Source organism: Streptomyces radiopugnans (assembly GCF_900110735.1).
Lineage (GTDB): Bacteria > Actinomycetota > Actinomycetes > Streptomycetales > Streptomycetaceae > Streptomyces > Streptomyces radiopugnans.
Map to the genome: position 1 here is coordinate 191,187 of NZ_FOET01000010.1, position 21,196 is coordinate 212,382.

The window sequence follows — 21,196 nt, forward strand, 5'->3', positions numbered from 1 at the left end:
CCCTGTGTCCAATATCGGATTTATGCGTGCATTCATTGCGTCATCGATCGGCGTCGCGTGCGCAGCGGCCGCGGTGCTGCCGCTGACCGCGCCCGACGGCCTGGCGAACAGCGCCTCCGCGGCCCCCGCACCCGCTCCCGGATCCGTGGCGGCCCCCCGGCTGCCGGGCAGCACCCAGTCGCTGCCGCTCGTACCCCTCACCCCGCCGCCCACGACCGCCCCGCCCGGCTCCTCCGACTCCGTGTCCCTCGGCCTCCCGGCCCGCGAGGTCGAACCCTTCGCGCTGCTCGGCGTGGTCTGGGACGACCCGGAGGAGGAACTGCACGGCCGGATCCAGGTGCGCACCAGGTCCGCGGCCACCGGAAAGTGGTCGTCCTGGCAGGAGTTGGAGGCCCACGCGGACCGGCCCGACCCCGACTCGGCCGAGTCCCGCGGCGACAAGGTGCGCGGAGCCACGGCACCGCTGTGGGTCGGCGACTCCAACGGAGTACAGGCCCGCGTCCTGCCGGAGGAGCCGGAGGCTCCGGAAGCGGACGCCTCCGGAGCGCACCGGCTGCCGGAGGGGCTGCGCCTGGACCTGGTCCACCCCGGCGACGACCCCGCCGCCGAGACCGGGAAGAACCCCGCCGGTGAGGCGAACTCCGCGCTCGCCCCGCCCGGAGCCCTGGAGATCCCGGCCCTGGACCGGCAGGGAACCCGCGAGGACCTGCTCGCGGTGCGTGCCCCCGGCCAGACCGGCCAGACCGGCCAGGACAGCCGGGACAGCCAGGACAGCCAGGACGGCCAGGCAGGTGCGGCCGATCGGACTGGCCAGTTGAGGGCCGTGGCCGACGCCCCCATCGGCCCCCGGCCCGGCATCGTCACCCGCAGGGGGTGGGGAGCCGACGAGCGGCTGCGCGGACCGTTCCTCTACACCAGAACGGTCAAGGTCGCCTTCGTCCACCACACGGCGATGAGCAACAACTACTCGTGCGGCCAGTCCGCCGCCATCATCCGGGGCATCTACCGCTACCACGTCCAGAGCAACGGCTGGCGGGACGTCGGCTACAACTTCTTCGTCGACAAGTGCGGAAAGATCTACGAGGGCCGCGCCGGCGGTGTGGCCAACCCGGTGATGGGCGCCCACACCTACGGCTTCAACCACGACAGCACCGGCATCGCGGTCCTCGGCTCGTACAGCAGCACCAACCCCTCCGGGGCCGCGGTGAACGCCGTCTCCAAGCTCGTCGCCTGGAAACTGGGCCTGCACGGCGTCGACCCGCGCGGCACCGCCTCCATGAAGTCCGGCGGCGGCAAGTACCGCAAGGGGGCCACGGTCAGGCTCCGCACCGTCTCCGGGCACCGGGACGGTTACGTCACCAACTGCCCGGGCAACCGGCTCTACGCCAAGCTGGGCACCATCCGGGCCACCGCGGCCCGGCTGCAGGGCAGGTAGGACCGGCCCCGCCGTACGCGCCGCCGGCGCAGTCCCGGGCCGGCGGCCTGCCGCGCCGGGGACCGTGCCGGCCGGGCCGCCTACACTGGCCCGGCCACCAGGCACGGTCCCCAGCAGGAAGCAGAGAAGAACCGGTGACAGAAGCGATCCTCCTCGTCGGGGGCAGGGGAACCCGGCTGCGGCCGCTGACGGTCCACACCCCCAAGCCCATGGTCCCGGCGGCGGGAGTCCCCTTCCTCACCCACCAGTTGGCCCGTGCCCGCGCGGCCGGGGTCGAGCACGTCGTACTCGCCACCTCCTACCTGGCCGAGGTCTTCGAGCCGTACTTCGGCGACGGTTCGGGCCTGGGGCTCCACCTGGAGTACGTCACCGAGGAGGAGCCGCTGGGCACCGGCGGGGCCATCCGCAACGTCGCCTCCCGGCTCCACTCCGGCCCCGGCGACCCGGTGCTGGTCTTCAACGGCGACATCCTCACCGGCCTCGACATCCGCGCCCTGGTGGAGACCCACACCTCCTCCGGCGCCGACGTCTCCCTCCATCTGACGAAGGTGGCGGACCCGCGCGCCTTCGGCCTGGTCCCCACCGACGCCGACGGCCGGGTCACCGCCTTCCTGGAGAAGCCGCAGACCCCCGAGGAAATCGTCACCGACCAGATCAACGCGGGCGCGTACGTCTTCGACCGGTCCGTGATCGACGCCATCCCCGCCGACCGCCCGGTCTCCGTCGAGCGCGAGACCTTCCCCGGGCTGCTCGCCAAAGGCGCCCATCTGCAGGGCATGGTCGACTCGACCTACTGGCTCGACCTGGGCACCCCGCAGGCCTTCGTCCGCGGTTCGGCCGATCTGGTGCTCGGCCACGCACCCTCCCCGGCCGTGCCCGGCCCCCGCGGTGAGCGGCTGGTGCTGGACGGCGCGGAGGTGGCCCCCGGCGCCAGACTGACCGGCGGTACGGCGGTCGGCGCGGGCGCGGTGATCGGCGAGGGGGCCCGGGTGCACGGCAGCACGGTGCTGGACGGCGCGGTCGTCGGGCCGGGCGCCGTGGTGCGCGACTCGCTCGTCGGCACGGGGGCGCGCATAGGGGCGCGTACGGTGTTGGAGGGCGCGGTCATCGGAGACGGTGCGGTCGTCGGCGAGGACAACGAACTGCGCGACGGCATCCGGGTGTGGTGCGGCGCCCGCCTGGAGGCGGGCTCGGTCCGCTTCTCGTCCGACTGCTGACCCGGAGCGCCGAACCGTGACCGACCCCGGCTCCGAAGCCGCCTCCGGCTCCGCCCCCGCCGTCCGCCGCTGGGCCCCGCCCCAGCCGTTCGGACCGCACGACCTGCGCCGCAATCTGCGGGTGCTCCAGCGCGGCCCGTACGACCCCGCCTACCGGGCGGTCGGCGGCGCGGTCTGGCGGGCCACCCGAACCCCCCTGGGTCCGGCCACGCTGTGCGTCGCGCCGGACGCGGGCGCGGGCGAGGTGGTGGCCGAGGCGTGGGGGCCGGGCGCCGAGTGGGTCCTCGACCGCCTCCCGGCGCTGCTCGGCGCGGACGACGACCCGTCGGCCTTCGTCCCCCGCCACCGGCTCGTGGCCGAGGCGCACCGCCGCCATCCCGGGCTGCGCCTGGTGCGCACCGGACTGGTGCTGGAGTCGCTGATCCCCTCGATCCTGGAGCAGAAGGTCACCACGGACGAGGCGTACCGCGCCTGGCGGCTGCTGCTGCGCCGGTACGGCGAGCCCGCGCCGGGCCCGCCCGGCCGGCTTCCCGAGCGGATGCACGTGATGCCCGGGCCGCGCACCTGGGCGCTGATCCCCTCCTGGGAGTGGCACCGGGCCGGGGTGGACGACAAGCGCTCCTCGACGATCCTGCGCGCGGTGGCGCGCGCCCGGCGCATGGAGGAGGCCGCGCGCATGGACCCGGCCGCGGCGGTGACCCGGCTGACGGCGATCCCCGGCATCGGCCCCTGGACGGCGGCCGAGACGCTCCAGCGCACCAACGGCGCGGCGGACGCGGTGACGGTCGGCGACCTGCACCTGCCGGGGATCGTGGTCTACGCCCTTACCGGCGCACGCGACGGTGACGACGCGCGGATGCTGGAACTGCTCGCCCCCTACGCGGGCCAGCGCCACCGCGCGACCCGGCTGATCCTGGCCACCGGCCGCACCCCGCCCCGCCGCGCGCCGCGCTTCCCGCGGGGCGACATCGCACGCCTCTGACGCGGAGCGGCGGGGCCCCGCGTCAGCGGACGACCGCGAAGTCCCCGGCCGGCCGCGGCGGGCGCGCCTTCGGCGGGGCCGCGGCCCGGCCCACGGCCACCGCGCCCATCGGGTCCCAGTCGCCGGGCAGGTCCAGCACCTCGCGCACCACGTCGCGGCAGAACATGGTGGACGACACCCACGCCGACCCCAGCCCCTCGCCCGCCAGGGCCACCAGCAGGTTCTGCACCCCGGCCCCGGCCGCGACCACGAACATCTCGCGCTCGGCGGCCGAGCGCCGCGCGTCCGGATAGTCGTGCGCCCCCTCGGTCACCAGGCAGGGCACCACCAGATACGGCGCGTTCCGCAGTACGTCCCCGCGCCGGATCCGCTTCGCGATGCTCTCCTCGCTCTTCCCGTCCGCGCGCAGGTCGGCGATCCACGCCTCCCGCATGGCGTCCAGCAGCCGGGTGCGCGAGGCGGCCGACTCCAGCAGGACGAAGCGCCACGGCGTCGTGTGGTGCGGCGCCGGGGCCGTGACCGCCGCGGCCACCGCCCGCCGCACCGCCGCGCCGTCCACCGGCTCGCCGGTGAACTCCCGAACGGTGCGCCGCAGCGTCACCGCCTCCCGTACGGCCTCGGAGGCGCCCAGGCGGAACATGTCGTCGGCCGCCGCGCGGACCAGCGCCCGCGCCCCGGTGTCCCCGGTCCCGCCGCCGCTCTCCCCGCTCTCGCCGCCGGTCTCCCCGGGGGAGTCCCACAGCACGTGCTGCGGCAGGCCCCGCACCACCGCGACCGGCAGCCCGTCGGCCTTGCCCTTCACCAGCTCCCCGGCCCCGGCCAGTTCGTCGCCGACGGCCGTGACGGTCACGCCCAGCGGGTTGCCGTACATGTCCGTGCCGCCGCGCAGGTCCTCGAGGACCCGGACCCCGGCGGCGCCGATCGCGACATCGGTCTGCCCCACGCGCCACGGCCGCCCGAAGGTGTCGGTGACCACGACCCCGACCGTCACGCCCAGCAGCTCCCGCAGGCCCTCGCGGATCCGGCGCGCGGAGGCGTCAGGGTCCTCGGGCAGCAGCAGTACCGTCCCGGCGGGGGTGTTGGAGGCGTCCACCCCGGCCGCGGCCATCACGAAGCCGTGCCGGCTCTCGACGATCCGCGCCGGCCCGCGCCGGGCGACCACCCGTACGGTCTCGGCGTCGATCGCGGCCTCCCGGTCGGCGGCCTCGACCACCCGCCCCTCGGCCTTGCTGACGATCTTCGACGTCACCACCAGCACGTCGCCGTGGGCCAGGCCGGGCAGACCCGGGGCGGTGGCCGCGTCCGCGATCAGCTTCACCAGGTCGTCGCCCGGCCGTACCTCGGGTATCCCGGGCAGCGCCCACACCCGGTACGCCGGAAGCGGCTCGGCGCCGGTCACATCCGCACCTCCTCGGCGAGGCCGAGCGCCTCGCGCGCCATCCGGGCCGCGGCCCCGACGTCCGTCATCAGCAGCGGCACGGCCCGGCAGCGGATGCCCGCCGCCTCGACCTCGGCCACGGCGCCGGAGTCCGCGGTGTCCACCAGCCAGCCGTCCAGCAGTCCGGACCCGTAGTGCCCGGCCACCGCCGCGGCCGTGGTCTCCACACCGATGGCGGCCAGCATCCTGTCGGCCATCCCGCGCACCGGGGCGCCCCCGATGACGGGGGACAGGCCCACCACCGGCACCCCGGCGTCGGCGATCGCCTCGCGGATGCCGGGCACGGCGAGGATCGTGCCGATGCTGACCACGGGGTTGGACGGCGGGAAGAGGACCACGTCCGCCTCCGAGAGGGCCTCCAGCACGCCCGGAGCCGGCTTGGCCTGCTCGGCGCCCACCGGGATCACCGCCTGCGCGGGCACCGACGCCCGCAGCCGCACCCAGTACTCCTGGAAGTGCACGGCCTTGCGGCCGCCGTCCTCGGCCTCGATCACCACATGGGTCTCGACCCGGTCGTCGGTCATCGGCAGCAGCCGCACCCCCGGCCGCCAGCGCGCGCACAGCGCCTCGGTGACGGCGCTGAGCGGATAGCCCGCGCCGATCATCTGGGTGCGGACGATGTGGGTGGCGAAGTCGCGGTCGCCCAGGCCGAACCAGTCGGGGCCGACGCCGTACGCCGCCAGCTCCTCCTTCACGGTGAAGGTCTCGTCCGCGCGGCCCCAGCCCTGCTCCTCGTGGATGCCGCCCCCCAGGGTGTACATCACGGTGTCGAGGTCCGGGCAGACCTTGAGGCCGAAGAGGTGGATGTCGTCACCGGTGTTGCCGACGACCGTGACCTCGGCGTCGGGTGCGGCCTCCTTCAGTCCACGCAGGAAGCGGGCACCACCGATGCCCCCGGCCAGAACCACAATGCGCTGCATGCCGACAGTCTCTCAGTCCGGGGCCGCCCTGTCGGGGCGGGGCGTCAGCCCGGCAGCGGGCTGCGGGGCGCCCCCGCTTCCCCCTCCGCCGGGGCGCACGAGACGGCGTGCGGGGGGTGCATCGGCATCTCGGTGAGGCCGGGGAAGTAGACGTGCAGGCTGACGGCCGGCTCGAGGGCGTCGTTGACGACCTCGTGGACGTAGCCGGGTGCGAAGACCCGCTGCGCACCGGCGCCCAGTACGCGGTCCCCGCTCGCGGCCCGCTCGGTCAGCTCGCCGCCGAGGACGGTGAGGATCCCGGAGGAGGGGCCGTGGCCGTGCGGTCCGCTGCCCTGGCCCGGCACCCAGCTCAGCAGCCAGACCTCGTAGCCGGGCCCGGTGCGCAGCCGGTGGTACCAGCGGGTGGTGGCGTCGTACCGCACCAGCGGGGCCCACGAGGCGCGGTCGGCGGCGATCGTACGGGCCAGACCGGCGAAACCGGCGACGGTGGAGGGGTGTTCGGGGACGGGCGGCAGGAGGTGGGGGATGGCGAGCGGGTCGCCGGCGATCTGGACGTCGCTGTTCACGGTGGGGAGTTCCTCCGGGGCGGTCGGGGCGGAGAAGACGGGAGGGGCAGGAGAGGGCAGGAGAGGGCAGGGCCCTGGGAGAGGGGGCGCGGGGGCCGTGGAGGGGAGGCGCGGGAGGCGGAGGGTGACGGCGGAAGGGATGGCCTTCCACGCGGCCGGCCGCCGACGGCCATGGCGGCCCGGTACGCCTCGGGAACCTCAGAGCCTGGGGAGCCTCGGAACCTCGACCCAGGACCTCAACGGCGACAACAGCGACAGCAGGCCCGGGCAGCGCGAAGGGCCCCGCGGTGGCGGGCCGGGCTGAACGAGCGGATCGCTGGCATGACACCAAGGAGAACGGGTACCTCGTCTCGCTGTCAACCGGCCGTCAACCGGACGGCCCGTTTGGCAGCCGTGTTTCACCACTTCCGGTTGTCGGGGTCGGCGAAAGGTTTATGCGCGTCGGGAGCGGACAAGTGGCGCAACATCCGCACGCACAAACGTCGTTGTGGATCTGTGATCAGAGTGTGATCGGGATCGCTTCGGAGCGCGGAGGGCAACGCGGCCGGGGGCGGGCGCGTCCTTCCGGGCGGGAGGGTCGGTTGGGTGAGATGTCCGATCCGCCTGTCGTGGTTTGTGGTGATTTAAACACTTAATGCAAGGGTTTGGTTCCGCAGAGTGAATAACGGACCCAATAGCAGATCTCGGCTTGACTCGCGTGGATGTACACACTTGTAATTTCACTCGTGTCGTTCGGCCGGGATCGATAACGACAGCATCACGGGGACGTAAAGACAGACGAGGGGCGCGCATGACCGAGCTGTTCGAACAACTGCTGGTCGAAGAGGCGGACGAGGAGCTCGGCTGGCAGGAGCGCGCGTTGTGCGCCCAGACCGACCCCGAGTCCTTCTTCCCGGAGAAGGGCGGTTCCACCAGAGAGGCCAAGAAGGTCTGCCTCGCCTGCGAGGTCCGCTCCGAGTGCCTCGAGTACGCCCTCGCCAACGACGAGCGCTTCGGCATCTGGGGCGGCCTGTCGGAGCGCGAGCGCCGCCGCCTGAAGAAGGCGGCCGTCTGACGGACCGGCTTCGCCCGTCCCCGCCCTCCCGAACGTCCGCGCGACATCCCGGCCGTGCGGCCGCCTGGCGAAGCGTCAGACGACCGGCGGACGAAACGGCACAGGACACCGCACGGACCACAGAGCAACCCCGTCCGCCCCCGCGCACCGCGCGGGGGCGGACCGCTGCGCGGGCGCCGGTACCCAGGACCCCGGACGCCGGGACGCGTTCAGCCATTAGTGTGGGGGGCCGTCCACGACGCGGCCGCCGAGCGCACGGCACCCGCGTCCAGCACACTTCCAGCAGTCCGACGCAGCAGCCTTCCGGGGGGCGACCCCCGGACCCCGGCCGGAGGGCCCCTACCCCGATGTCCGTGCACAGCCACCCGGCGGCCCAGTACGAGGCGGCCACAGCAGCGTTCGTCTCCCCGCGGCCCGAAGCCGACCCCGGCGGGCCGCCGGAGTTCCCCAAGCACGTCGTCACCGCCGTGCTCGTCTCCCACGACGGCGAGCGCTGGCTGCCCGAAGTCCTGGCCGGGATCACCGGCCAGGAGCGGCCGGTGCAGGACGTGATCGCCGCCGACACCGGCAGCGCCGACGACTCCGCGCGGCTGGTCTCCGAGGCGATCGGCCCCGACCGCGTACTGCACCTCGCCCGCCGCACCGGCTTCGGCGCGGCGGTCGGCGAGGCGGCCCGCACCGCGCCCGTCCTCGGCCCCGACGACCTGGCGTACCTCAGGCGGCCCAGCGGCTGGGACCCGGTCACCCGGACCTGGCGCGACGACGCCTACGACATGCCCGAACTGCCCTACGGCGAACCCGTCCAGTGGCTGTGGCTGCTGCACGACGACTGCGCGCCCGCGCCGGACGCCCTCGCCGAACTGCTCCGCGTCGCCGACGCCGACGAGACGGCCGCCGTCGTCGGCCCCAAGCTGCGCAGCTGGTACAACCGCCGGCAGCTGCTGGAGATCGGCGTCTCCATCGCCGACAGCGGCCGCCGCTGGACCGGCCTGGACCGGCGGGAGCAGGACCAGGGCCAGTACGACCAGGTGCGGCAGGTGCTGTCCGTCTCCACCGCCGGCATGCTCATACGCCGCGACGTCTTCGAGCGGCTCGGCGGCTTCGACCGCTACCTGCCGCTGATGCGCGACGACGTGGACCTGTGCTGGCGGGTCCAGGCCGCCGGGTACCGGGTGCTCGTCGCGCCCGACGCCGTCGTCCGGCACGCCGAGGCCTCCTCCCGGGAGAGGCGGCCCATCGACTGCGTCGGGCGCTCGGTCGCCGGTCCGCACCGCGTGGACAAGGCGGGCGCGGTCTACACACTGCTCGTCAACACCCCCGGGAAGAAGCTGCCCTGGGTCCTGCTGCGGCTGGTCTTCGGCACCCTGCTGAGGATGCTCGCCTATCTGGTCGGCAAGGTGCCCGGACAGGCGCTCGACGAGTTCAGAGGGCTCATGGGCACCCTCCTGCGCCCCGAGCGCATCCTCGCCGCCCGGCGCAGGCGCGGCAGACCCGCGGTCGCGCACTCGGAGCTGCGCCCCCTCTTCCCGCCCCCGGGCGCGACCGTACGCGCCACCGCCGAGCAGGTGGCGGGCAGCCTCGCCCGGCGCTCCGACTCCGACGTCTCCTCCGGCGCGCGGCACGGCGCCGTCGAGACCGGGCCCGGCGACGACGACGCCGACTTCCTGGAGGTCGAGCAGTTCGCGCGGCTGAAGCGGATCGCCCGCAAGCCGGCGCCCGTGCTCTTCGCCGTGCTCCTCCTCGCCTCCCTGGTGGCCTGCCGCGACCTGCTGGGCGGCGGGGCGCTGGCCGGCGGCGCGCTGCTGCCCGCGCCCGGCTCCGCCGCCGACCTGTGGGCGCGCCACCTGGAGGTCTGGCAGCCGGTCGGCACCGGCGTCGCCGGGTCCGCACCGCCGTATCTGGCGGTCCTCGCCACGCTCGCCACCGTCTTCCTCGGCAGCACCGGCTTCACCCTCACCCTGCTGCTGGTCTGCTCGGTGCCGCTGGCGGGGCTCACCGCCTACTTCGCCTCCCGGCCGCTGGTCGGCTCCCGGCTGCTGCGCGCCTGGGGCGCGGTCGCCTACGCCTTCCTGCCCGCCGTCACCGGAGCCCTGGCGGGCGGCCGGCTCGGCACCGCCGTGCTCGCGATCGTCCTGCCGCTGATGGCCCGGGCCGCGGTCGCGGCCTCGGGGCTGCGGACGGCCGGGGACACCCGGCCGGGCTGGCGCCCCGTGTGGGCCCTGGCGCTGCTGCTCACCCTCACCACCGCCTTCACCCCCGTCGTCTGGCCGGTCACCGCCGTACTCGCGCTGGCCGTACTGGCCCTGCGGGTGCGGCAGCGCGCCCACGCGGCGGCCTACGCGGTCCGCACCGCCGTGCTGCTCGCGGTGCCGATGGTGCTGCTGGCGCCGTGGTCGGCGGGTCTGCTGACCAGCCCCTCGGCCTTCCTGCGCGAGGCGGGTCTGCCGTACGGCGAGGGCAGCGCCTCCGCCACCGGCCTGCTGACCCTCGACCCCGGCGGGCCCGGAACGGTGGGCGGGACGCTCTTCGCGGGTGTGGTGCTCGCCGCCCTCGCCGCGCTGCTGCGCTCCGAGCGGCGCACCGCGATCCTGGCCGCCTGGACCACCGCCCTGGCCGGTCTGCTCTTCGCCGCGCTCACCGGCGGATCCGGCTGGGCCGGGCCCGCGACCCTCGTCTACGGGCTGGGCCTGCTGGCCGCGGCCGTGCTCGGCGCCGAGGGCGCGCGCGGCCGGGTCGCGGCCCAGAGCTTCGGCTGGCGGCAGCCGGTCGCGGCCCTCATCGGCCTCGCGGCCGCCGTGGCGCCCCTGGTGGCCGCCGCCGTCTGGATGGCGGGCGGCGCCGACGGGCCGCTGTCGCGGCGCAGCCCGGTGCAGGTCCCGGCGTTCGTCGCCGAGGAGAGCGGCACCCGGGACCGGCCGCGCACCCTCGTCCTGGACGGCGAGACCGGCGCCGGGAACGCCGGGAGCAGCACGTCCTCCGCGGCGGCCCGGGTCTCGTACACCCTCGTCCGCGGTTCCGGCGCCCGGCTGGGCGACGGCGACACGGCCCGCGAGGCCGGGGGCGACCGGCGGCTGGACGAGATCGTCGGCAACCTGGTCGCGGGTTCCGGCGCCGACCAGGCCGAGCAGCTCAGCGGCTACGCCGTCCGCTACGTCCTGGTGCGCGACGGCGCGCCCCGCGAGATGAGCGGGGTGCTGGACGCGACACCGGGCCTGTCCCGGCTCAGCCAGGAGGACGGCAGCGCGCTGTGGCGGGTGGACGCCCAGGTCGCCCGGATCACCATCGTCCCCCCGGAGGGGAAGGGCGGCGCGGCGGCCGAGCCGGTGACCGTGGCGGCCGGGCCGGTCGAGGCGCGCACCGGCGTCCCCGCCGGACCCGCCGGGCGGGTGCTGCGGATCGCCGACGCCGCCGACCCCGGCTGGCGGGCCACGCTGGACGGGCGCCCGCTCAAGCCCGTCACCGTGGACGGCTGGGCGCAGGGTTTCGAACTGCCCGCGGAGGGCGGCCGGCTGGAGCTGGTCCACGAGACCCCCGCGGCGCACACCGCATGGGTGTGGGTGCAGGGCTTCCTGATGCTGGTGGTGCTGGTCATGGCGCTGCCGGGGCGCCGCCGCGAGATCGACGACGACCTGCCCGAGGCGGCCGAGGCGGTACCGGCCCAGCCGGTGGAGGGCGAGGGCCGGCGGGCCCGCAGGCTGCGCGCGGCGCAGGAGGCGGCGGACGGCCCGCCGCCGACCGAACCCGAACCGGAACCCGAACCGGCACCGGCACCCGGCCCCCAGTCCCCGTACGCGCCGCAGCAGCAGGGCTGGGACGGCTGGGACGGACAGCGGTACGCCGGCCAGGGCGACCCGTACGCACAGCAGGGCGGGCAGCCCCGGCCCCCGTACGACGGCGGCGCCTACGACGGCACTTACGGTGGCGCCCACGGCGGCGAGACCTACGGCGACGGCACGACGTACGGTGGCGCCTACGGCGGCGAGACCTACGGCGACGGCACGACGTACGGCGACAGGAGCGACCGCGCATGAACCGCACCATCCACTCCCTGATCGGCGTGGTCGCCGCGCTGGCCGCCGTCACCGGCGTCGCGTCGCTGACCACTCCCTCCGGCGAGCCCGCCGCCGGCCCCGCCGCCGCCCGGCTCCCCGTGGAACGCTCCACGCTGGTGTGCCCGCAGCCGGCCTCCTCCGAGGTGGGCGAGACCACGTACACGGCCTACACGCCCGAGGGCGGGGCCGAGCGGAAGGGGACCGAGGGCAGCGGGGCCGGGCTGCTGCCGGCCGGGAGCACCCTGGAAGGCGGCGGCAGCGGCGGCGAGGACGGGAAGAAGGCCGACGAGCCCGACCCCGTCGTCCCCCTGGAGAAGCCCGGCGTCCCGGTCACCGCCGAGGCGGACAGCAGCGGCTCGCCCGCGCTGACCGGTTCGGCCGACGGAAGCCTCGCCCCCGGCTGGACGGTCCAGCAGACCACCCTCGTCACCGCGGGCACCGGCCGCGGGCTGCTGGGCGTCTCCTGCACGGTGCCCGGCACCGAGTTCTGGTTCCCCGGCGCGAGCACGGCGAAGTCGCGCCACGACTACATCCACCTCACCAACCCCGACGACGCCCCGGCAGTGGTCGACCTGGAGCTGTACGGCAAGGACGGCTCGGTGAAGACCGAGAGCGGCGAGGGCCTCAACGTCCCCGGCCGCTCCACGGTGCCCGTGCTGCTCTCCACCCTCTCGCGGGAGCCGGTCACCAACGTGGTCCTGCACGTGGTGGCGCGCAGCGGCCGGATCGGGGCCCAGGTGCAGTCACTCGACGAGAAGCTCGGCGGCGACTGGCTGCCGGCCTCCGCCGACTCCCGGGGCTCCCTGGTCCTGCCCGGCATCCCGGCCGACGCCACCGCCGTACGCCTGGTCGTCTTCGCGCCCGGTGAGAAGGACGCGGACCTCAAGGTGCGGCTGGCCACCCCCACCGGCGCCATCACCCCCGCGGGCCAGGAGACCCTCCACGTCAGGAGCGGTACGACCACCGCCGTGGACCTCGGCGACGTGACCAGGGGCGAACCGGGTTCGCTGATCCTCTCCCCGGCCGAGGACGGCGGCGGCGGTACCCGGGTCGTGGCGGCGCTGCGCGTGCTGCGCGGCGAGGGAGCGCGGCAGGAGACGGCGTTCATCCCCGCCACCGAGCCCGTCCGGGAGCGGGCGTCCGCGGCCGGAAGCGACGCCGGGGCGGAGAACGGCGAGGACGGCGGTACGGTCCTGTCGCTGGTGGCACCGGAGAAGGCCGCGAAGGTGCGGGTGACGGCGTCGGCGGGCAGCGGTGGCGGCGAACCGGTCAGCAAGACGTTCGACCTCAAGGCCGGCACCACGACGGCCGTCGACGATCTGCGGCCGGAGGGGGCGAAGGGGCGCTACGCGCTCACCGTCGAACGGCTGTCGGGCGGGACGGTGTACGCGGCCCGGACGCTGTCGCTGGTGGACGACGGCATCCCGATGTTCACCGTGCAGACGCTCCCGGACGACCGGGGGACGGTGGCGGTGCCGCGGGCCGGGCAGGACCTGTCGGTGCTCGTCGACTGAGCGGGCGTACGGCGGGCCGGGCCCGGCGGGCGTCCCGAGGACGCCCGCCGGGCCCGGCCCGTCTCAGTCCTGCCCGTAGCGCGGGTCGATCGACTCCGGGGCCAGTCCGAGGAGTTCGGCGACCTGCTCGACGACCACCTCGTGGACGAGCAGCGCCCGGTCGTCGCGCGTCCTGGCGCGCAGCTCGATGGGCCGCCGGTAGACGACGATGCGGTCGGGGCGACCGTCCCGCGCGGCCGCGTACCGGCCGAGCGGCACGCTGTCCGGGCCGTCGAGCCAGCCGTCGACCCAGCCGCCCCCCGGCGCGGCGGGCGGTACCTCCTGCACCACGAACTCCACCCCGGACAGCTGCGGCCACTGTCTCTCCAGCCGGTCCGCGGAGTCGCGCACCAGGTCGTCGAAGACGTCGGCGCGGCTCATGGCGAGCGGCACCTGGGGCGGCGCGATGGGGCCGCGCATGCCGCGTCCATGGCGATCCCGGCGACGCGGTCGCGGATCGGGCCGGCGGGGCGGTACGGGGTTGCTCATCACCTTGAGAGTAGCCGCCCGGAGGAGGCCTGGGAGCAGGGATGACGCGGCCCGGCCGTCCCGTGCCGCCGTCCCACGGCGCCGTACAACGGCCCCGCGCCGTCGCACAGCGGCCCCGCGCCGTCCCGCGCGCCGTTCCACGCTCCCCGGAGCACGGGACGGCGTCCACCACCGGTTGTCGGAGAGCGACCGGTTCCGTTTTTCCGCGGTGCCGTTTCGGACAACTCCCCGATCGATGATCGCTCCTCGATGACGGAATCCGAACGAAGGGGTAACGGTGCCTATGTCCGGCTTCCGCCCCGCCGCCAACCGGACTTTTCCGGCCCGTGCCAGGTCAGCCGGTCCGCCGCCGCGGCGCGGGAACCCGGCGGGCCGGCACGACACAACAGGGTGACCTCCCGGAGAGTCGTCGCGGCCCGCTCAAGAGTGCGGTACCGTCCAACATCGTGAGCCCTGTACGTCGCTGTTCGCGCACCGCGTGCGGCCGCCCTGCCGTGGCGACGCTGACGTACGTCTACGCGGACTCGACGGCCGTCCTCGGCCCCCTCGCGACCTATGCCGAGCCCCACTGCTACGACCTGTGCTCGGAGCACTCGGAGCGGCTGACCGCCCCGCGCGGCTGGGAGGTCGTCCGCCTCGCCGTGGACGCGGGCCCCGCCCGTCCCAGCGGCGACGACCTCGAAGCCCTGGCCAACGCCGTCCGCGAGGCCGCCCGCACCCCGCAGCGCAGGAAGCCCGCCCCCACCGAGCAGCCCGGCTCCGGCGGCGTGCGCGAGACGGATCTGATGGAGGTGGCTCGACGTGGCCACCTGCGGGTACTGCGTTCCCCCGAGAACTGATCGCCCCGTTACATTTGGGGCGTCGCCAGATACTCCAGAAGGGGTGGACCGTGCCTGACCTGTCACACATCGTGAAGGCGTACGACGTACGTGGTGTGGTGCCCGACCAGTGGGACGAACCCCTCGCCGAGCTGTTCGGCGCGGCGTTCGCGACGGTCACGGGCGCGAGCGCGATCGTGGTCGGACACGACATGCGCCCCTCCTCGCCGGGCCTGTCGCGGGCCTTCGCCCGGGGCGCCGCCGCCCGCGGCGCCGACGTCACCGAGATCGGCCTGTGCTCCACCGACCAGCTCTACTTCGCCAGCGGCCGACTCGACCTGCCCGGCGCGATGTTCACCGCCAGCCACAACCCCGCCCGGTACAACGGCATCAAGATGTGCCGGGCCGGCGCCGCCCCCGTCGGCCAGGACACCGGCCTGGCCGACATCCGCGCACTGGTGGAGGAGTGGGCCGCCGACGGGGCTCCCGAACCGGTGGAGAAGCCGGGGACGATCACGCAGCGGGACGTGCTGGCCGACTACGCCGCCCATCTGCGCTCACTGGTCGACCTCACCGGCATCCGCCCGCTGAAGGCCGTCGTCGACGCGGGCAACGGCATGGGCGGCCACACCGTCCCCACCGTCCTCGACGGCCTGCCGGTCGAGCTGGACGCGATGTACTTCGAACTCGACGGCACCTTCCCCAACCACGAGGCCAACCCGCTGGATCCGGCCAACATCGTCGACCTCCAGGCCCGGGTGCGGGAGACCGGCGCCGACATCGGCCTGGCCTTCGACGGCGACGCCGACCGGTGCTTCGTCGTGGACGAGCGGGGCGAGCCCGTCCCGCCCTCGGCGATCACCGCCCTGGTCGCGGAGCGCGAGCTGGCCAAGCACCCCGGCTCCACCGTGATCCACAACTGCATCACCTCCTGGTCCGTCCCCGAGGTCGTCAAGGAGGCGGGCGGCACCCCGGTGCGCACCCGGGTGGGCCACTCCTTCATCAAGGAGGAGATGGCGCGCACCGGCGCGGTCTTCGGCGGCGAGCACTCGGCGCACTACTACTTCCGCGACTTCTGGAACGCCGACACCGGCATGCTCGCCGCCCTCCACGTCCTGGCCGCGCTCGGCGGACAGCAGGGCACCCTGTCGGAACTGGTCGCCCGCTACGCCCGCTACGCGGCCTCCGGCGAGATCAACAGCACCGTCGACGACCAGGCGGGACGCGCCGCCGCGGTGAGGGCCGCCTACGAGGGCCGTGAGGGCGTGACGCTGGACGAGCTGGACGGCCTGACGGTCACGGCGTCCGACTGGTGGTTCAACCTCCGCCCCTCCAACACCGAGCCGCTGCTGCGCCTGAACGTCGAGGCGCGCGACGCGGAGACGGCCGCCCGGGTCCGCGACGAGGTGCTGGCGATCGTCCGCGCCTGACGGGCCGGACCGGCGAGCACCGCACGGCGGCGCCGGGACCGGCCACCGGTCCCGGCGCCGCCCCGCCGCCCGTCACGGCACCGTGCCGCGGCACCCGCCGACGGAGAGCGGTCTCCCGGCGGTACGCTGACCGCACGACAGCACCACGGAACAGCACCGCATCCGCTCCGAAGGGACGCACCCCATGCCGCTCGAAGCCGGTCTCCTGGAGATCCTCGCCTGCCCGGCGTGCCACTCCCCCCTCCGCGAGGAGGGCGACGAACTGGTCTGCGACGGCAGCGAGTGCAAGCTGGCGTACCCCGTCCGGGACGGCATCCCCGTCCTCCTCGTCGACGAGGCACGCCGTCCCGCCTGAGCACGACCGCCCCCGGCGACCGGAGAGGCCGCACATGCTGGACGAGACCCTGCTCGACGCCCCCGACGCCCTGGCCGGAGCCGACACCCGCGGCCTGCTGCGCGGAGCCGCCGCCTCCGGCGCCCGCGCCCGTACGGCCCTGCGGCACGCCACCGAGGCGGGACTGACCGAACTGCGTCCCGACGGCCGCCCCCGCACCATCCTCGTCGCGGGCACCGGACCGGCCGTCTCCTGCGTCGCCGACCTCCTCGCGGCCTTCGGCAACGGGGCCGTCCCCGTCATGCTGCTCCACCCCGCGGGCTCCCTCCCCGACCCCGGCGCGCTGCGCTGGACGCTGCCGGGCTGGGCCGGCCCGCTGGACCTGCTGCTGCTCGCCACCCCGGACGGCCACGAGGGCGGCCTGACCGCGCTCGCCGAGCAGGCGTACCGCCGGGGCTGCACCGTCGTCTCCGTCAGCCCCGCCCCCGCCCCGCTGGCCGAGGCGACCATCCAGGCCCGCGGCCTGGCCGTACCGCTGGCCGAGGCACCCGGGGAGCACTACGAGGGCCCCGACCCGCGCGACGCCTACGAGCGGCAGACCCCGGCCCCGCCCGCCGCCCCCGGCGTCCTGTGGGCGCTGCTCACCCCGCTCCTCGCCCTGGCCGACCGGCTCGGCCTGGCCGCCGCCGGCCCAGAGGAGCTCGCCGCGCTCGCCGACCGTCTCGACCGGGTCGCCGAGCGATGCGGCCCCGCCGCCGCCACCTACGGCAACCCCGCCAAGACCCTGGCCGCGGAACTCTCCGACGCGCTGCCACTGCTGTGGAGCGAGGGCACCATCGCGACCGCCGCCGCCCGCCACTTCGCCACCACCCTCACCTCGCTCGTCGGCCGCCCGGCGCTGGCCGCCCTCCTGCCGGAGGCGCTCACCACACACGGCGCCCTGCTGACCGGCTCCTTCGCGGGCGCGGAGGACACCGACGACTTCTTCCGGGACAGGGTGGAGGAGCCCGAGACGATGCGCGCCCGGATCGTCCTGCTGCGCGAGGGCCCCCCGGCGGCCCACTCCGCCGCCGTCGCCGCCCGCGACCTGGCGTACGGGCACGGCACCCCGGTCAGCGAACTGGAGCCGGCCGAGGGCAGCACCCCCCTGGAGGCCACCGCCGAACTGCTGGCCACCGTGGACTTCGCCGCCGTCTACCTCGCGCTCGCCGGCGGCGAGCGGCGCTGACAGGGACGCCCGGCCCGGGCGCCGGGTTCGCGGGGCGCCGGGCCGGGGACCTGAGGGCCAAGGCACCCGAGCGCCGGAGCAGTTCAGAGCCGTCAAACGCCGTCAAGCGCCGTCAGAGCCCGGACGACGAGGTCCGGGCCCGGAACAAGGACCCAAGGACACCACCCCGCATGGACCTCCTCACCAACACCGTGCGCCCCTACGCCTGGGGCTCCACCACCGCCATCCCCGAACTGCTGGGCACCGAGCCCACCGGCGAACCGCAGGCCGAGATGTGGATGGGAGCCCATCCCGGCGCACCGTCGCGGATCGACCGCGCGGGAGGCGCGACGTCCCTGTCGGAGGCGATCGCGGCCGACCCCGAGGGCGAGCTGGGCCCGGCGGTCGTCGAGGCGTTCGGACCGCGGCTGCCGTTCCTGTTCAAGGTGCTGGCGGCCGCCTCCCCGCTCTCCCTCCAGGTGCACCCCGACCTCGTCCAGGCCAGGGAGGGCTTCGCCGACGAGGAGGAGCGCGGCGTCCCGGCCGATGCCCCGCACCGCAACTACAAGGACGCCAACCACAAGCCCGAACTCATCTGCGCCCTCACCCCCTTCACCGGCCTGTGCGGCTTCCGCCGCCCCGCCGAGACCGCCGACCTGCTGGAGGCCCTGGACGTCGGCGGCCTCAAGCCCTACGCGGACATCCTGCGCGCCCGGCCCGAGGACGAGGCGCTGGGCGAGGTGCTGACCGCCGTACTCTCCGCGGACCGGGAGGCGATGGCCGAGACCGTCGACGGGGCGGCCGCGGCGGCACGGCGACTGGCCGCCGGGGAAGGGCCGTACGCCCGGGAGTACGCCGCCTACGCCGGCATCGCCGGCCACTACCCCGGCGATCCGGGCGTCCTGGCCGCGATGCTGCTCAACGTCGTGCGCCTGGAGCCCGGCGACGCCCTCTACCTCGGCGCCGGCGTCCCGCACGCCTACCTCGGCGGCCTGGGCGTGGAGCTGATGGCCAACTCCGACAACGTGCTGCGCTGCGGCCTGACCCCCAAGCACGTGGACGTCCCCGAACTGCTGCGCGTCGTCCGCTTCGAGCCGACGGAGCCGGAGGTGCTGCGGCCGCGCACCACCTCCGGGGGCGAGGATGTGTACGCGGCGCCCGTCGACGAGTTCCGGCTCTCCCGGTACGTTCTGGCACCCGGCTCCGAGCCGCACGACCTGGACGACCGCACACCGCAGATCCTGCTGTGCACGGACGGGGAGATCACCCTGCGGGAGGTGACCGGAGGCGGCGGAGGCGGCGAACTCGTCCTCGCCCGGGGCCGGTCGGCCTTCGTACGGGCGGGCGAGCGTGTGGCGGTCTCCGGCAGCGGTACGCTCTTCCGCGCGACCGTGGCCGTATGACCGCGGTGTGACCGCACCACCGCACCACACACTGCCGCGCCGCGAGTACCGGTGCCCGGCAGGGGAACGAGCCCCGCACCGGCTCCCTCCCCGGACCCGGACCCGGACCTCGACCCGGAACAAGCCCTGCCGTCTTCCCAGGAGAGTCAGCCTTCCATGAGCGCATCAGGCGGAACCAAGGCGATCGTCGCGGCGCTGGCCGCCAACCTGTCCATCGCCGCGGCCAAGTTCGTGGCGTTCGCCTTCAGCGGCTCCTCGTCGATGCTCGCGGAGGGCGTCCACTCCGTCGCCGACTCGGGCAACCAGGCGCTGCTGCTGCTCGGCCACAAGAAGGCGAAGAAGAAGGCGAGCGAGGAGCACCCCTTCGGATACGGGCGCGAGCGCTACATCTACTCCTTCCTCGTGGCCATCGTCCTGTTCTCGGTCGGCGGCCTCTTCGCCCTCTACGAGGGCTACGAGAAGATCAGGCACCCGCACGAACTGTCGCACTGGTACTGGCCGGTGGGAGTCCTGGTCTTCGCGATCATCGCCGAGATCTTCTCCTTCCGCACCGCGATCAGGGAGTCCAACGCGATCCGCGGCACGCAGTCGTGGACGGCGTTCGTCAGGCGGGCCAAGGCGCCCGAGCTGCCGGTCGTGCTCCTGGAGGACCTCGGCGCCCTGGTCGGCCTCATCCTGGCCCTGGGCGGCGTCGGCCTGGCGCTCCTGACCGGCGACCCGGTGTGGGACGGCATCGGCACCGTCTGCATCGGTGTGCTGCTCGTCCTCATCGCGATCGTCCTCGCGGTGGAGACCAAGTCGCTGCTGCTGGGCGAGTCGGCCGGTACGGAGGAGCTCGGGAAGATCCGGGCGGCGATCGTCGACGGTGAGCGGGTCACCCGGATCATCCACATGCGCACGCTCCACCTCGGCCCGGAGGAGCTGCTGGTCGCCGCCAAGGTCGCGGTGGAGAGCCACGAGTCGGCGGCCGAGGTGGCCCGGGCGATCGACGAGGCCGAGCACCGGATCCGCGCGGCGGTTCCGATCGCCCGCGTGATCTACCTGGAGCCGGACATATACCGGGCGGCCGAGACCGAGGAAGCCGCCGCCAAGGCGCTCTGAGCGGCGGCAGGCGGTACGGCGGCGCGACACGGCGAGCGGCCCGGGACGGACCACGTCCCGGGCCGCTCACCGTGTCACCGGCCGCACCCGCTCCGGTGACCGGAAACCCGCGGTCCCGCCCGGCGCCCGTGCCCTGTCCCGTCCGGGTGACGCGCCGAACGTGTAGCCTCGGAAAGGCACAGACGTCGCTGCTGATGGCGGTCGGGCGGCCACACGGGCCGGCCGAGGGAGAGAGGGCCTCCGACGGACTGCGCTGCGGTCAGGGGACACGTACGTTCTCATGGTGCGTACGGTGACGACGGCACACCACGGCGGACCGCCGGTGTGTCCGGGTCCCGCGTGCCCGTCCGCTGCCGCAGACCAGCCAGCCATGACACCTCGACCGATTCCGAGGAGCAGCTTCCGATGACGACGACCGACGCGCCCACCGGCGCATCGACCGACGCGACCGACACTTCGACCGGCACTTCGGCCGGCACCGCACCGGACTTCAAGGTGGCGGATCTGTCCCTGGCGGCGTTCGGCCGCAAGGAGATCACGCTGGCCGAGCACGAGATGCCCGGGCTGATGGCGATCCGGGAGGAGTACGCCGCCGCCCGGCCGCTGGCCGGGGCGCGGATCACCGGGTCGCTGCACATGACGGTGCAGACCGCGGTGCTGATCGAGACGCTGGTGGCGCTGGGGGCGCGGGTGCGCTGGGCCTCGTGCAACATCTTCTCCACCCAGGACCACGCCGCCGCGGCGGTCGCGGTGGGCCCGGACGGCACGCCGGAGGATCCGCGCGGGGTGCCGGTGTTCGCCTGGAAGGGCGAGAGTCTTCAGGAGTACTGGTGGTGCACCGAGCAGGCGCTGACCTGGCCGGACGCGCCCACCGGCGGGCCGAACATGATTCTGGACGACGGCGGGGACGCCACGCTGCTGGTGCACAAGGGCGTGGAGTACGAGAAGGCCGGAGCGGTGCCGGACGTCGCCACGGCCGAGTCCGAGGAGCACGCGGTGATCCTGGGCCTGCTGGCCCGCACCCTGGCCGAGCGGCCGGGCAAGTGGACGCAGCTGGCGTCGGAGATCCGCGGGGTGACCGAGGAGACCACCACCGGGGTGCACCGGCTGTACGAGATGCAGCGTGAGGGTGCCCTGCTCTTCCCGGCGATCAACGTCAACGACTCGGTGACCAAGTCGAAGTTCGACAACAAGTAC

At 74.8% G+C, this 21,196-nt stretch carries 17 protein-coding genes; 13 read left to right on the plus strand and 4 right to left on the minus strand.

What is annotated here, in order from left to right; genetic code table 11:
• Positions 1-22 precede the first annotated feature (22 nt).
• The 3 genes from BMY40_RS18640 to BMY40_RS18650 all read left to right on the plus strand — a co-directional run bounded on the left by BMY40_RS18640 (position 23) and on the right by BMY40_RS18650 (position 3,634).
• Entirely contained in the window at positions 23-1,435 is a 1,413-nt protein-coding gene (locus BMY40_RS18640) for a peptidoglycan recognition protein family protein (RefSeq protein ID WP_093661012.1), read from the plus strand.
• A 134-nt stretch (positions 1,436-1,569) separates the two neighbouring features.
• Positions 1,570-2,652, plus strand: coding sequence for a mannose-1-phosphate guanylyltransferase (gene manB / locus BMY40_RS18645; protein WP_093661014.1), 1,083 nt, complete (start codon positions 1,570-1,572; stop codon positions 2,650-2,652).
• 16 nt (positions 2,653-2,668) lie between these two features.
• A complete protein-coding gene (locus BMY40_RS18650) occupies positions 2,669-3,634 on the plus strand; it encodes a DNA-3-methyladenine glycosylase family protein (protein ID WP_093661016.1) in 966 nt (321 codons plus the stop codon).
• Positions 3,635-3,656: 22 nt separating this feature from the next.
• On the opposite strand, the gene BMY40_RS18655 is transcribed toward BMY40_RS18650, so the two are convergent.
• From BMY40_RS18655 to BMY40_RS18665, 3 genes are read right to left on the minus strand one after another with little or no spacing between them, the layout of a single operon-like run.
• The gene (locus BMY40_RS18655; protein WP_093661018.1) at positions 3,657-5,033 is read right to left on the minus strand and encodes a coenzyme F420-0:L-glutamate ligase; all 1,377 of its coding nucleotides are present in this window, start codon (positions 5,031-5,033) and stop codon (positions 3,657-3,659) included.
• Positions 5,030-5,992: a 2-phospho-L-lactate transferase gene (cofD, locus tag BMY40_RS18660; protein ID WP_093661020.1), complete on the minus strand. Its 963-nt coding sequence runs from the start codon at positions 5,990-5,992 to the stop codon at positions 5,030-5,032. Before cofD ends, BMY40_RS18655 begins: the two co-directional genes overlap by 4 nt.
• Before the next feature lie 44 nt (positions 5,993-6,036).
• Positions 6,037-6,558, minus strand: a complete 522-nt coding sequence (locus BMY40_RS18665) for a cysteine dioxygenase (protein WP_093661022.1) — start codon at positions 6,556-6,558, stop codon at positions 6,037-6,039.
• Positions 6,559-7,348: 790 nt separating this feature from the next.
• On the opposite strand from BMY40_RS18665, the gene BMY40_RS18675 reads away from it, so the two are divergent.
• The 3 genes from BMY40_RS18675 (at position 7,349) to BMY40_RS18685 (ending at position 13,178) form a co-directional block, all read left to right on the plus strand.
• Positions 7,349-7,612, plus strand: a complete 264-nt coding sequence (locus BMY40_RS18675; protein WP_003950432.1) for a WhiB family transcriptional regulator — start codon at positions 7,349-7,351, stop codon at positions 7,610-7,612.
• 347 nt (positions 7,613-7,959) lie between these two features.
• On the plus strand, positions 7,960-11,643 hold the full coding sequence (locus tag BMY40_RS18680) for a glycosyltransferase (RefSeq protein ID WP_093661024.1): 3,684 nt from the start codon (positions 7,960-7,962) through the stop codon (positions 11,641-11,643).
• Entirely contained in the window at positions 11,640-13,178 is a 1,539-nt protein-coding gene (locus BMY40_RS18685; RefSeq protein ID WP_093661026.1) for a DUF5719 family protein, read from the plus strand. The genes BMY40_RS18680 and BMY40_RS18685 overlap by 4 nt, the downstream gene beginning before the upstream one ends.
• A gap of 63 nt (positions 13,179-13,241) precedes the next feature.
• On the opposite strand, the gene BMY40_RS18690 is transcribed toward BMY40_RS18685, so the two are convergent.
• Positions 13,242-13,706 carry a metallopeptidase family protein gene (locus tag BMY40_RS18690; RefSeq protein ID WP_093661028.1) on the minus strand — a complete coding sequence of 155 codons (465 nt, stop codon included), beginning with the start codon at positions 13,704-13,706 and terminating at the stop codon, positions 13,242-13,244.
• Positions 13,707-14,149: 443 nt separating this feature from the next.
• On the opposite strand from BMY40_RS18690, the gene BMY40_RS18695 reads away from it, so the two are divergent.
• From BMY40_RS18695 to BMY40_RS18725, 7 genes are all read left to right on the plus strand, one after another.
• Positions 14,150-14,545, plus strand: coding sequence for a DUF3499 domain-containing protein (locus tag BMY40_RS18695; protein ID WP_237880924.1), 396 nt, complete (start codon positions 14,150-14,152; stop codon positions 14,543-14,545).
• Positions 14,546-14,595: 50 nt separating this feature from the next.
• Positions 14,596-15,954: a phosphomannomutase/phosphoglucomutase gene (locus tag BMY40_RS18700; RefSeq protein ID WP_093661031.1), complete on the plus strand. Its 1,359-nt coding sequence runs from the start codon at positions 14,596-14,598 to the stop codon at positions 15,952-15,954.
• Between the two features lie 184 nt (positions 15,955-16,138).
• Positions 16,139-16,309, plus strand: a complete 171-nt coding sequence (locus tag BMY40_RS18705; RefSeq protein WP_093661033.1) for a Trm112 family protein — start codon at positions 16,139-16,141, stop codon at positions 16,307-16,309.
• 34 nt (positions 16,310-16,343) lie between these two features.
• Positions 16,344-17,516, plus strand: a complete 1,173-nt coding sequence (locus tag BMY40_RS18710) for an SIS domain-containing protein (RefSeq protein ID WP_093661035.1) — start codon at positions 16,344-16,346, stop codon at positions 17,514-17,516.
• A gap of 170 nt (positions 17,517-17,686) precedes the next feature.
• On the plus strand, positions 17,687-18,898 hold the full coding sequence (gene manA / locus BMY40_RS18715; RefSeq protein WP_093661037.1) for a mannose-6-phosphate isomerase, class I: 1,212 nt from the start codon (positions 17,687-17,689) through the stop codon (positions 18,896-18,898).
• Positions 18,899-19,054: 156 nt separating this feature from the next.
• Positions 19,055-19,999, plus strand: coding sequence for a cation diffusion facilitator family transporter (locus BMY40_RS18720; protein WP_093661039.1), 945 nt, complete (start codon positions 19,055-19,057; stop codon positions 19,997-19,999).
• A 405-nt stretch (positions 20,000-20,404) separates the two neighbouring features.
• Positions 20,405-21,196: adenosylhomocysteinase (locus BMY40_RS18725; protein WP_093661041.1), on the plus strand; the 792-nt coding region annotated here is incomplete at its 3' end.